Raw genomic sequence first — 11986 nt, 5'->3', positions numbered from 1 at the left:
TGGTCACGTGTGGTGACCGCGGGGCGCCGTGCTGTGGGGGGCGACCGGGCGGGCCCCCGGTCTCAGCCGATCAGGCCGCGGCCCACGATCATGCGCATGATCTCGTTCGAGCCCTCGAGGATCCGGTGCACGCGCAGGTCCCGGACGAGCTTCTCCACGCCGTACTCGTGCAGGTAGCCGTAGCCGCCGTGCAGCTGCAGGGCGGTGTCGGCGGCCTCGTAGCCGGACTCGGTGGCCACGAGCTTGGCCATGGCGCACAGGCGCACGGTGTCCGGGTCATGGTGTGACTGTCGTCACCACGATAATAGGACATCCAATGATCTGCCGTGTCACCGCCGGGCCGTGGGCTAGCGTTCTGCCCGTGCAGACCACCACCAGCCCCACCGCGGACTCGCCCACCGGCCCCCGCTCCCACGCCTCCGGACGCACGGAGCAGCTGTTCGGCATCCGTCGTCATGCCCTGATGAGCGCGCGGGACGGCGCCCTCAACCCGGCAGCGTTCGAGGTCGGACCCTGGTGCCTCGACCTGGACGGGCGGCCCACTGGCGCGGCGGCCACCGTGATCATGGACAACGCCACCGCGGTGGCCGTGCACCACGCGGCGCGGGACATCGAGGCCGTGGTCACCACCGAGCTGCAGGTCAACGTGCTCGGCCCGCTGCCCGCCTTCGACGCCGCGGCCGTCGCCGCCGGGGACGACGACGGCCCGCTGCTGGAGTGCTGGACCCGCCCGCTGAGCTGGGATGCGGGGGGTGGCGTGGCCCGGGCCTGGCTCGAGGACGCCGACGGACGCCGCGTGGTCGAGGCGACCGGATGGTTCCAGGCGGTGCCCACCGGGGCGCCGGAGCGGATGGCCGAGTTCGTTGCTGCCGGACGACTGCCCCGCGGAGCCGAGACCCGCGTGCCCATGCCGGCTCTGCTGGCCGCCCGCCCGGCGTCGTTGGCTCCGGCCGAGCGGGACGTGCGCCCCGCCGTCGCCGCCGCGGCGACCCCGGGCGCCCGCTTCGCCCCCAAGCCCGAGCTGGCCAACCCCTCCGGTGCGGTGCACGGCGGTGCCCTGACCCTGCGGGCGGTCACCGCCGCGCAGGCGGCCATGCCGGACCGCGAGCGCTATGACGTCCAGGCCGTGCGCGTGGTGTTCGTGCGCCCGGGCCATGGCGAGATGATCGCCCTCACGCGGGTGCGGCACGCCGGCCGGTCGTTGCGCCTCGTGGACGTGGACCTCGTGCCGGTCGGCGCCGACGGCGGCCCCGTGGCCGACAAGCCGATGGTCCAGGTGCAGGTCACCTTCCGCGCGGCCCGGGGCTGACGCCCCGCACGCCCGAGCGCTTTCGAACGTGAGATAGGGCCTATCTCACGTTCGAAAGCGCTCATTCCCCCGAAGTCACGTTCGAAAGTACCGGGCGCACGGGGGCGCCCACCGCGTCCAGCGAGCCGGTCACCGGCACGTCCTCGTGGCCGAGCAGGTCGGCCGGGCGCAGCATCGCCACGCCGAGCAGGGACACGGCGGCGGTGGCGAGGAAGAAGTACATCGGGGAGGCGACGTCGCCGGTCTGCTTGATCAGCCAGGTGGCGATGAACGGGGCCGAGCCGCCGAAGAGGGCCACCGGCACGTTGTATCCCAGGGCGACGCCGGTGGAGCGGACGTGGGCCGGCATGAGCTCGGTCATGGTGGCGTACGGGATGCCGCAGTACAGGCCGGTGGTGACGCCGAGGGCCAGCAGCGAGGGGACGAGGGGCAGGGAGCCCTCTGTGCCGGGCGCGGTGAGGAAGAACCAGGCCACGGCGCCGGAGACCAGCAGGGCGCCGATCGCGAGCATGGGGCGGCGGTCGCCCATGCGGTCCGAGATCGCGCCGCCGACCGGCATGAACGCCGCGGCGGTGACGCCAGTCAGCAGGACCAGCCAGAAGATGGCGCCCGGCTCGACCTCCAGGATGGTCTTCATGTAGGTGGTCAGGTAGGTCAGCACGAGGTAGAACGTGGAACCCAGCAGTGTGATGACCGCGCCCATGAGGAAGAGCTGCCGCTGGTGACGCAGGGTCTCGCGCAGCGGGGCCTTCGAGGTGCGGCCCTCGGTGTGCAGGCGCTGGAACTCAGGGCTGTCCTCGAGCTTCATGCGGATGAACACCGCCACCGCGCCCAGCACGCCGGCCAGCAGGAACGGCAGGCGCCAGCCCCACGCGGCCATGGCCTCGGTGCCGATGATCGCGCCCAGGCCGTTGGCGACGACGCCGCCCAGCAGCAGGCCCACGGCGGCGGTGACCATGAGGAAGGACGTCGCGAAGCCGCGCCGGCCCTTGACGGCGTACTCGGCCACGAACGCCGAGATGGTGGACACCTCGCCGCCGGCGGAGAAGCCCTGGACCAGGCGCATGAGCACGAGCAGGGCCGGGGCCGCGACGCCGATGGTCGCGTAGGTGGGCAGCATGCCGATCACGGCCGTGGCGCTGCACATCAGCCCGAGCACGAGCATGAGGGTCTTGCGGCGGCCGATCCGGTCCGCGAGGGGCCCGAAGAACAGGCCGCCGAGCGGACGGACGAAGAAGCTGAGCGCGAAGACGGCGAAGGCGGCCAGGATGCCGACCGTCGGGTCCTCACTCTTGAAGAAGTTGGCGGCCACGTAGACGGCGAGGAAGCCGTAGACGCCGTAGTCGTACCACTCGATGAGGTGGCCGGCGATGGCGCCGACGAACGCTCGGCGGCGCTGGACGGGGGTGACGGGGGCTTCGGCGACGGGGGCCGCGGGCGGGGCGAGAGACTCGGCCATGGGGACGCTCCTAGGGTGCGGGGGCACCGCGACGGGCGACGTCGCTGTGTTCCAGATCACACTAAGGGGCAAAAGTCGGACGTGCAACTATTTTCTTAGCCACGACCATCTGGTGGACCACACGACGACTCAGCGGCCCACGGTGCCGAACCGGGAGGCCACGGGGGCCGTGAAGGCGGGCTTCAGGAAGAACCACGCGGCGGCGGTGACCGCCACGCTCACGAGGAACACCACGAGGCCCCACGCGTCGGTGGCACCGCCCCGCGAGGTGTACATGTGGTTCAAGTTCGTCAGCAGGCCCGTGAAGGCCACGAGGAACACGTGCACCACGATGAACGCCACGAAGAAGACCATCACCGGGAAGTGCACCTTGCGGGCCACCTCCATGGGGAACGCCTTGTTCAGTCCCTTGGCCTCCGTGGGGAACCACGAGGACATGCGCCAGCCCGTGAGGGCGGCGAGCGGGGCGGCCACGAACACCACCAGCGCGTAGGAGAGCATCTGCAGCGCGTTGTAATGCACCCAGCCGTTCTCCGTGGGCCAGTCCAGGGACAGGTACTGGATGCCGGCGGACAGGGCGTGCTGGAACACGTGCGGGTCCGTGGGCACGATCCGCGCCCAGTGGCCGGTGACGATCAGCAGCACCACGAAGATCACGCCGTTGAGCAGCCACAGCGCGTCGAGGGCCTGGTGCGTCCAGATGGTGAGCGAGAACTTCTTCGGGGTGTTGCCCCGCGCGGAGAACAGGCCGTCCTTCGTCGGAGTGAAGTTGGCCGGCGGCCGCGTCTCGTGACGGATCTGCAGGCCCGTCCGGATGATCAGCACCATCAGGAACATGTTCAGGAAGTGCTGCCAGCCCATCCACCAGGGCATCCCCTCGGGGGTGCCCTCGGGCAGGACCGGGTGCCCGTCGTAGGTCGCGATGAAGTCCGCCACCGGGTCGAGGCTCCGCAGCCAGCGTCCGGCCAGCACCGCGAGCAGCGCCAGCACCACGACGCCGGCCACCGCCGGCAGCGCCTTGCGCAGGCGGGACGGGGCGGCGGATTCGGCGGCGTCCGTCTCCGCGGCCCGAGCGGGCGTGCCGGTGGCGGCCCCGGGGGCGGCCCGGGGCGGCTGCGCGGTGGAGGCCGGCGGGGCCGAACGGGTGTCCGGCGCGGTGGGAGCCGGCTCCGCAGCCGGCGCCGCGGCCACGGGGGCGGCGACGGCCGGTTCCGCATCGGCCGGCTCGGCGACGACCTCCTGCGCCACCATCTCCGGCGCGGTGGGGCCGCCCACGGCGGCGAGCTCGGTGAACCACTCCCCCTCCCGGGCGAACGGCACGTACCCGGCCATGCGTCGCCGCTTCGCGAGCGGCACGAGGTCGGACTCCACGGGAGCGCCCACCCCGGCCGCGGCCGGCGCACCGGTCGCGGAGGCGACGACGGCCGCCACGTCCGGCACGACGGGCTCGGTCTCCGCGGGTGCGGGGGCCCGCGTCGGGGACGCCGAGGCGGCGATCGGCTCGGGCGCGACGGACCGCGCCGGGGCGGCGGCCGGGATCGATCCCGCGGCCGGGGCGGGGGCGCCGCCGAGCCACTCGGCCTCGCGGGCGAACGGGACGTACCCGGCCATGCGGCGTCGCGCGGACAGGGGCGTGAGGCCCGACGTCGGCGCGGTCGGCGCCACCGGGGCGGCGGCCGCGGCCACCGGTGCGGTCGGCGCCACCGGTGCGGCGGGCGCCACCACCGGGGCCGGGGCCGCCGTCGTGGTGTCCTGCGCCAGGGCGGGGGCGGGCTCGGTCTCGGCCGGGGCGCCCTTCAGGGGGACGTATCCGGCCATTCGCTGCTTGGGCATGCTTCTCCTCGTCCGAGGGGCGCGGTCCGAGGCGGACCGCGCCCGCACCGGTTCAGCCGCGGCGGGTGCGCAGCTGCTCGATGACCTGCGGGACCACCTGGAAGATGTCCCCGACCACACCGAAGTCGGCGTGCTCGAAGATCTCGGCGTCCTCGTTCTTGTCGATCGCCACGATGGTCTTGGCGGTCTTCATGCCGGCCAGGTGCTGGATGGCTCCGGAGATGCCCAGGGCGATGTACAGGTTCGGGGACACGATCACGCCGGTCTGACCCACCTGGCGGTCGGCCGCGGTGTAGCCGGAGTCCACGGCGGCGCGCGAGGCGCCCACGGCGGCGCCGAGCTCGTCGGCGAGCTGCTCGACGATCGCGAAGCCCTCCTCGGATCCCACACCGCGGCCGCCGGCAACGACGGTCTTCGCACCGCGCAGGGGCGGGCGGGCGGAGTTCTGCGTCCGGGCGCTCACCTCGAGCACCCGGGCGCCGGCGGTCACCGGGCCCAGCTCGGCGGCGGCCAGCTCCACGACCTCGGGCGCCTCGACGGCCGGGGCCCGGTCCGCGACTGCGCCGGGGCGCATGGTGATGATCCGGGGGCCGCCCTCGCCGGTGGACTCGCTGAGGTAGTCGCCGCCGAACACGGAGTGGCGGGCGATGACCTCGTCGTCGGCCCAGCGCAGCCCCACGGCGTCCGCGCACACGGGGCCGCGGGCCCGAACGGACAGACGGCCGGCCACCGCGCGGGACTCCGGGCTGCCGGAGAGCAGCACGGCCACGGGAGCGGTGCGGGCGGTCACGGCCGTCAGGGCCTGCACGGCCGCGTCACCCAGGGTGGTGGCGGCGTCGTCGGCCACAAGGACGTGGACGCGCGTGGCGCCGTACTCCCCCAGACGGGCGACGGCGGCGTCCCTGCCCTCCGCGCCGGTCACGAGGACGGCCTCGGGCACGCCCACGGTGGCGGCGGCGCCGAGCAGCTCGGCCACGACCGGGCGGAGCGCGCCGTCCGCGCCGATCTCGGCGTGCACCAGCACGGTCTGACCGCTGTTCGCGGCATCGGTCTGCGTCGTCATCTCGGTCTCCTCCACGTTCGCGCTCACACGAGCCCCCGACCCGCGAGGAACTCCACCAGCCGCTCGGCGGCGGTGCCGTCGTCGGTGATCTTCTCGCCCGCGGCACGCTCGGGGCGCGTGTCCGCCGAGACCATCACGGAGCGGTAGGCGGCCTGGGCCGGGCCCGCGGCGATGCCGAGGTCGGCCAGGGACAGCACGGTGAGCGGCTTCTTCTTGGCCGCCATGATGTTCTTGAAGTTCGGGAACCGCGGCTCCGCGGTCTTCTCCGTCAGGCTCGCCACGGCGGGCAGGGCGACGGCGGCGCGCACGTCCGCGTCTGAGGTCGCCACGGTGCCGGTCAGCTCGCCGTCGACCAACTCGGGGGCCTCAGCATGCGGCAGGTAGGGCCGGTCCAGGAGCTCGGCGACCATGGCCGGCACCACGCCGGTGCCGCCGTCCGTGGACAAGGTGCCGGCGAGCACGAGGTCGGCGCCTTCCTTCTCGACGGCCGCGGCGATCACGCGGGCCGTCTCCACGGCGTCCGAGCCGACGAGGGCGTCGTCGGTGATCTGCACGGCGGAGTCCGCCCCCATGGCCAGCATCTTGCGCAGCGTCTTCGAGGAGTCCTCGGGGCCCACCGTCAAGGCCACGATCTCGACGTCAGCTCCGGCGTCCCGCCAGCCCAGGGCGACCTCCATGACGCGCTCGCTGATCTCGTCCGGCACGGGCTCGGCCGCGCCGTCGCGCACCACCCAACCGGTCTCCAGGCTCAGCTCACGCTCCTGCCACGTGTCCGGCACCTGCTTGACCAGCACCACGATCTTCACGGGTGAATCCTCCTCGAATCTCCGCTCGGGGCCGCGCGGCGCCGAGCGGGATGAGGCCCTGCTCGTGGCGCGCACGGCATGCAGGGCTCACGCTACACAACCCCGGTTGACTAGTGTGACGGTGGTGACAGCCTCCCACCCGCCCCGCGCCCCCCACGAGGGCACTCCGCCCCTCGATGCGCCCGCCCGCCCGGCGTCCTCCCTCCTCCTGGTGCGCCCGGGCGAGGAGGGCGGCCTCGAGGTGTTCGCCCTCCAGCGCGCCGCCACCATGGCCTTCAGCGCGCACGCCACGGCCTTCCCCGGCGGACGGGTGGACCCGGCCGACGAGCTGCCGCCCGCCCTGTGGGACGGGGTCGACCTCGCGGGGTGGGCGGACAGGCTCGGCCTGCCCGGGGAGCCGGAGGGCGCGCGGAGCACCCTCGGGGACCTCGCCCCGGAGCGCGCCGCCGGGCGCCTGCTGGCCGCCGTCGTGCGGGAGACCTTCGAGGAGGTGGGCGTGCTCCTGGCCCGGGACGCGGCCACCGGCGTCCCGGTGGACGCGCAGCGCGTGGCCGCGCTCCCTGCTGAGCTGCGCGCGCAGGTGGAGCGCCACGAGGTGGACTTCGGCGCGTTCCTGGCGCACGAGGGCCTCGCCCCCGACGTCGGGGCGCTCGTCCCGTGGTCGCGCTGGATCACGCCGCCCGGCGGCGCGCGGCGCTACGACACCTTCTTCTTCGTGGTCCGCCTGCCCGCGGGCCAGTCCCCCGAGCGGGTCTCGACCGAGGCCGCCCATCACGGCTGGGCCACCCCCGCGGCGCTGCTCGAGCGCTTCCGGGCGGGAGCGGTGAACCTCATGGCCCCGACGTGGTGGCAGCTGCGCGCCCTCGCCGACGCCGAGGGGTGCGAGGACGTGGTGCCCCTGAGCCGGAGCCTCGAGCCGCTGCGGGCCGTCATGCTGAGGGCGAACGCCCCCCGCCCCGACTTCACGGGCGCCGCCGACTACCTGCGCGACCTGGCCGCCTTCCGGGCCGCCGCCACCGTGGAGGAGAGCCCCGACAACGTGCTCTGAGGCCCGGTCTGCCCCTACGCTGGACAGCACGGGAGGGTCGACCACGGCGCCCGTCGTCCGGTGAGCCCGGACCGACGCGCCGGACGCCTCCCGCGGAGCGCCCCACATCCCGGGCCCCGTCCCGGCAACCAAGGAGTCCCCGGCATGTCGCTGAGCGTCCTCGACCTGTTCTCGATCGGCATCGGCCCGTCGTCGTCCCACACCGTGGGTCCCATGCGCGCCGCGCGCCGCTTCACCTCCAGCCTGCAGCAGAACGACGTGCTCGACTCCACCCACCGCGTGAAGGCGGAGCTGTACGGCTCCCTCGCCGCCACGGGCATCGGCCACGGCTCCGACACCGCCGTCCTCCTGGGCCTCGCGGGCCAGGACCCGGAGACCATCGACCCCGACGCCTGCGTGGGGCTCGTCAAGGACATCGTGGACAGCAGCCGCATGCCGCTCGACGGCCGCCGGGAGATCCACTTCGACCGCAGGAAGGACATGGTCCTGCACATGCGGCAGAACCTGCCCGGCCACCCCAACGGCATGCGCCTGACCGCCTTCGACGAGGCCGGCGAGGAGCTGCACACGCGCGACTACTACTCCGTGGGCGGCGGATTCGTGGTCACCTCGGACGAGCTCGAGGCCGAGCTGGACGAGGCCCGGGACGTGAACCGCAAGGACGAGGCCACCGAGGGCGCTGAGCCCTACCCGTTCTCCTCGGGCGCCGAGCTGGTGGCCCACTGCCGCGCCAACGGCATCTCGATCGCCGAGCTGATGCTGGCCAACGAGGCGGTCAAGCACGACCTCGGGGAGCTGCGCGGCAAGCTCCTGGCCATCTGGGCCGTCATGGAGGAGTGCGTCGAGAACGGCACCACCCGCACCGAGCCGATCCTGCCCGGCGGGCTGAAGGTCCGCCGTCGCGCCCCCGCCCTGCGCGCGCACCTCGAGGCCCAGACCGGGGAGAAGGACCCGATGTGGGCCATGGAGTGGGTGAACCTCTTCGCCCTGGCGGTGAACGAGGAGAACGCCTCCGGCGGACGCATCGTCACGGCCCCCACCAACGGCGCCGCCGGCATCATCCCCGCGGTGATGCACTACTTCAAGCGGTTCGAGATGCCGGAGGACGCCACGGACGCCGAGCGCGAGGACAAGGTGGTGGACTTCCTCCTCACCGCCGCGGCCATCGGCATCCTGTACAAGCGCAACGCGTCCATCTCCGGCGCCGAGGTCGGCTGTCAGGGCGAGGTCGGCTCGGCCTGCTCCATGGCGGCCGGCGCGCTGTGCGCGGTGCTCGGCGGCACCCCCGAGCAGGTGGAGAACGCGGCGGAGATCGGCATCGAGCACAACCTCGGCCTGACCTGCGACCCCGTGGGCGGCCTCGTCCAGGTGCCCTGCATCGAGCGCAACGCCATCGCGTCCGTGAAGGCCATCAACGCCGCCCGCCTCGCCCTCCTCGGCGACGGCACGCACCGCGTGAGCCTGGACCAGGCGATCAAGACGATGCGTGACACCGGTGCGGACATGAAGTCCAAGTACAAGGAGACCTCGCGCGGCGGGCTCGCCGTCAACGTCCCCGAGTGCTGACGGGTCCCCGGCCCGGGCTCTGACGGCCCGGGTCGGCTACTGTGGGCGCGACCCCTGACCTGTCATGCGGAAGGACCCACCGTGGCCATTCACCCCGTCGACGCGACCCTCGAGGGCGCGAGGATCGACCCGGAGGAGCGCACGGAGCGCCTGAAGGACGTCAAGCTGGACGGCAAGGGCTGGAAGTACGCCCTCACCCGTGCCCTCAAGGAGTTCGGCAACGACGGCGGCACAGACCTCGCCGCGAAGCTCACCTACTTCATGGTGCTCTCGCTGGCCCCGTCCCTGCTCGCGATCTTCTCCATCCTCAGCCTCGTCCTCTCCAACAACCGCCAGTCCGTGGACGACCTGATCAACCAGATCGCCGGCGCGGTGCCCGTCGAGTACGAGCCCATGGTGACGGACATGATCACCACCATGAGCAACCAGGCGACCGGCGGCATCATCGCCCTGGTGATCGGCATCCTGACCGCCCTGTGGTCCGCCTCCGCGTACGTGAAGGCGTTCAACCGCAGCATGAACCAGGTCTACAACTACGAGGAGGGGCGCGGCTTCGTCAAGTTGACCCTCACCAACCTCCTCACCACGCTCATCCTGATCGTGGGCATCGTGCTCGTGCTGATCTCCCTGGCCCTCAACAAGTCGCTCGTCGAGGGCTTCCTCGCCCCGATCGCCCAGCCGCTCGGCCTGGGCGGCGTGGTGGACTTCCTGCTCGACACCTTCCTGCCGATCTGGGCCTGGGTGAAGTGGCCCGTGGTCATCGTGCTGCTGCTCCTGCTCATCGCGACCCTGTACTACACCACCCCGAACGTGAAGAAGCCGAGCTTCCACATGTTCGGCCCGGGCAACGTCTTCGCGCTCGTCGGCCTGGCCCTCGCCGCCGTCGCGCTGTCTGTGTACCTCACGCAGTTCGCCGGCTACAGCGCCTACGGCGCGATCGGCGGCATCATGGCCCTGCTCTTCGCGCTGTGGATCTTCAACATCGTGCTGCTGCTCGGCGCGGAGATCGACACCGAGGTGGAGCGCGCCAAGCAGCTGACCGCCGGCATGCCCGCCGAGAAGGCCGTGCGCCTGCCCCCCAAGGACACCGACGCCCTGGTGAAGAAGGTGGAGAAGCAGGAGGAGCTGGAGGAGAAGGGCTACGAGCTGCGGGCCGCCCACGAGGACGCCCCGGACACCTCTGACGGCGGCTCCGGCCCCCGCCACGCCACGTCCTGAGCCTCACGTCCCCGGCACGACGAACGGGCGCCCACCTCATCGAGGTGGGCGCCCGTTCGTCTCCTCGCGGCCGAGGCCGGGGGGCCTCCTCTGCGAGGAGGCTCACGGCCTCAGCGCTGGGAGGCGATGAAGCCGGCCGCCGCTGCGGCCGAGGTCGACGCGTAGCAGTTCTTCGCGCTCGTCTGGTCGTAGTGCTCTCCGCCGGGCACGTGGTACTTGCCCGAGCTGCTCACCTTGACCGGGTAGCCGTCCGGGCAGACGCCGCCGCTGCCGGCCACCGGACCGCCGGCGCCCGCTGCGGAGCCCGACGACCCCGACCCCGACCCCGAGCCGCCTGAACCGCCTGAACCGCCTGAACCCGAGGACCCCTCCTCGTCGCAGTAGACGAAGGTCTCGCCGCCCGGGGCGTAGCAGCGGTTCGGCGCCTTGCTGGACGTCCCGCCGGAGGGCCGGCCGGAGGACAAGGACCCCGAGCCGGATCCGCCGGACGTGCCCGCGACGTTCCGGGGCGCGGTCTCGGCCGCCTTCTCCTCTGCGGCGCGACGCGCGGCAGCGGCCCTCTCCTCGGCCTCGGCCTCAGCAGCCCGGACCGACGCTGCGGCCGCCTCGCGCTTCCGGGCAGCCTCCCGCTGCTCGGCCTCGCGCTCCTGTGCCGACCGCTGCTCGGCTGCCCGCTCCTCCTCCGCCCGCTGCTCGGCGGCACGGCCCTCCGCGGCACGCTGACCCTCGGCCCGCTGCTCCGGAGCCGCGCTCGCCGTCGGCGCCTCGTCCCCGCCGGCGCCCTCCCCAGCGCTCGACGTGCCGGTGGAGACGAGGTGCTTCACACGGGAGAGCACGTCCGGGTAGAGGGCGCTCATCCAGGCCTGCTCACCGGACGCGGCGCCCGCGTACGCCAGTGCGAGCTCCTCGAGCACGCCCTCCGCGGGCTCCGCTCCCGCCGGTGCCTGCTCGGCCATGACCGGCAGGGAGCAGTCCAGGCCCGGCTGGTTCAGCCCGGCGCCGTCCTCCTCCGCCTCGTTCCAGGCGGCGAGCACCTCGTCGTAGAAGCGACGGTTCGGCTCGAACACCACGGGCACGCCCAGGCCGGCTCGCGCGATCTCCGCGTTCACGAGCGTGGCGCCCTCGAACACGCCGGCCAGCGTGCGGTGGAACCTGTCGTAGCGCTCCTCGTCGTACTGGAGGGTGACGTGGTCCCCCTCCTCCAGGAGGGACTCGAGGAGCGCGGCGGCCTCCGGGCCCCTGCACTGCACCGCCTTGCTCGGGTGCTTCGTCTCGGGGGTGTCGATGTTCAGGAGGCGGACCCGGGTGACGGCGGCCTCGCCGTCCTTGCGCACGTCGACGGTGTCGCCGTCGACCACCCGGACGACCACCGCCGCGTCGCCCTCCACGGCATCGGAGGGCGCGGTGGAGGGCGACACCTCCGCCGCGGGATGGACGGCGGCGCCGCTGGTGCCCGCGGCGGACGGCGGACCGCTCGCGGGCGACGGATCGGAGGCGGTGCAGCCGACGAGGGCGAGGGCTGCGGACGCGGCGGCGAGTCCGGTGCGCAGAGGACGGAGAGGGGTCACGGGGGCTCCTGACGGTGGTGGGGACGGGCGAGGGCCCCGCCATGCGGCGGGGCCCTCCGTCGGAGTCATCCTCCCACGGTCATTGCACCGGATTCTCGTGTGGCACGCCCCTGCCG

Annotated in this window: 9 protein-coding genes and 1 pseudogene; 4 read left to right on the top strand and 6 right to left on the bottom strand. The window is 73.3% G+C overall.

Translation table 11 applies throughout. The features are described 5' to 3' along the window. Positions 1-62: 62 nt before the first annotated feature. Positions 63-281: pseudogene (locus LG274_RS09750) on the bottom strand (acyl-CoA dehydrogenase family protein); the annotation flags it as partial. Positions 282-361: 80 nt separating this feature from the next. On the opposite strand from LG274_RS09750, the gene LG274_RS09745 reads away from it, so the two are divergent. Further along, positions 362-1309 (top strand): PaaI family thioesterase, encoded by a 948-nt coding sequence (locus tag LG274_RS09745; RefSeq protein ID WP_404464197.1) that lies wholly within the window; start codon positions 362-364, stop codon positions 1307-1309. 61 nt (positions 1310-1370) lie between these two features. Here the strand turns inward: LG274_RS09745 and LG274_RS09740 are convergent, their stop codons facing one another. The 4 genes from LG274_RS09740 to LG274_RS09725 all read right to left on the bottom strand — a co-directional run bounded on the left by LG274_RS09740 (position 1371) and on the right by LG274_RS09725 (position 6470). After that, a complete protein-coding gene (locus LG274_RS09740; protein WP_404464195.1) occupies positions 1371-2768 on the bottom strand; it encodes an MFS transporter in 1398 nt (465 codons plus the stop codon). A gap of 129 nt (positions 2769-2897) precedes the next feature. Continuing rightward, entirely contained in the window at positions 2898-4601 is a 1704-nt protein-coding gene (locus LG274_RS09735; protein WP_404464193.1) for a cytochrome b/b6 domain-containing protein, read from the bottom strand. 52 nt (positions 4602-4653) lie between these two features. Then, the gene (locus LG274_RS09730) at positions 4654-5691 is read right to left on the bottom strand and encodes an electron transfer flavoprotein subunit alpha/FixB family protein (RefSeq protein ID WP_404464191.1); all 1038 of its coding nucleotides are present in this window, start codon (positions 5689-5691) and stop codon (positions 4654-4656) included. Continuing rightward, positions 5688-6470: an electron transfer flavoprotein subunit beta/FixA family protein gene (locus LG274_RS09725; RefSeq protein WP_248116555.1), complete on the bottom strand. Its 783-nt coding sequence runs from the start codon at positions 6468-6470 to the stop codon at positions 5688-5690. Before LG274_RS09725 ends, LG274_RS09730 begins: the two co-directional genes overlap by 4 nt. Positions 6471-6594: 124 nt before the next feature. On the opposite strand from LG274_RS09725, the gene LG274_RS09720 reads away from it, so the two are divergent. The 3 genes from LG274_RS09720 to LG274_RS09710 all read left to right on the top strand — a co-directional run bounded on the left by LG274_RS09720 (position 6595) and on the right by LG274_RS09710 (position 10302). Beyond that, the gene (locus tag LG274_RS09720) at positions 6595-7518 is read left to right on the top strand and encodes an NUDIX hydrolase (RefSeq protein WP_366370718.1); all 924 of its coding nucleotides are present in this window, start codon (positions 6595-6597) and stop codon (positions 7516-7518) included. Positions 7519-7662: 144 nt separating this feature from the next. Further along, entirely contained in the window at positions 7663-9084 is a 1422-nt protein-coding gene (locus LG274_RS09715) for an L-serine ammonia-lyase (RefSeq protein WP_404464188.1), read from the top strand. An 81-nt stretch (positions 9085-9165) separates the two neighbouring features. Further along, positions 9166-10302, top strand: coding sequence for a YihY/virulence factor BrkB family protein (locus LG274_RS09710; protein ID WP_248116549.1), 1137 nt, complete (start codon positions 9166-9168; stop codon positions 10300-10302). Between the two features lie 110 nt (positions 10303-10412). On the opposite strand, the gene LG274_RS09705 is transcribed toward LG274_RS09710, so the two are convergent. Next, positions 10413-11870, bottom strand: a complete 1458-nt coding sequence (locus LG274_RS09705) for a thermonuclease family protein (protein ID WP_404464186.1) — start codon at positions 11868-11870, stop codon at positions 10413-10415. Between the last annotated feature and the right edge of the window lie 116 nt (positions 11871-11986).

Source organism: Micrococcus antarcticus (genome assembly GCF_044872765.1).
Lineage (GTDB): Bacteria > Actinomycetota > Actinomycetes > Actinomycetales > Micrococcaceae > Micrococcus.
The sequence above is the reverse complement of the archived record's forward strand: the minus strand, read 5'-3'. Positions and strand labels throughout refer to the sequence as shown.

Bases quoted from the DNA above. Each gene is read 5' to 3' on its own strand.
- LG274_RS09740 (WP_404464195.1), bottom strand. From the start codon at position 2,768: ATGGCCGAGTCTCTCGCCCCGCCCGCGGCCCCCGTCGCCGAAGCCCCC.
- LG274_RS09735 (WP_404464193.1), bottom strand. From the start codon at position 4,601: ATGCCCAAGCAGCGAATGGCCGGATACGTCCCCCTGAAGGGCGCCCCG.
- LG274_RS09715 (WP_404464188.1), top strand. From the start codon at position 7,663: ATGTCGCTGAGCGTCCTCGACCTGTTCTCGATCGGCATCGGCCCGTCG.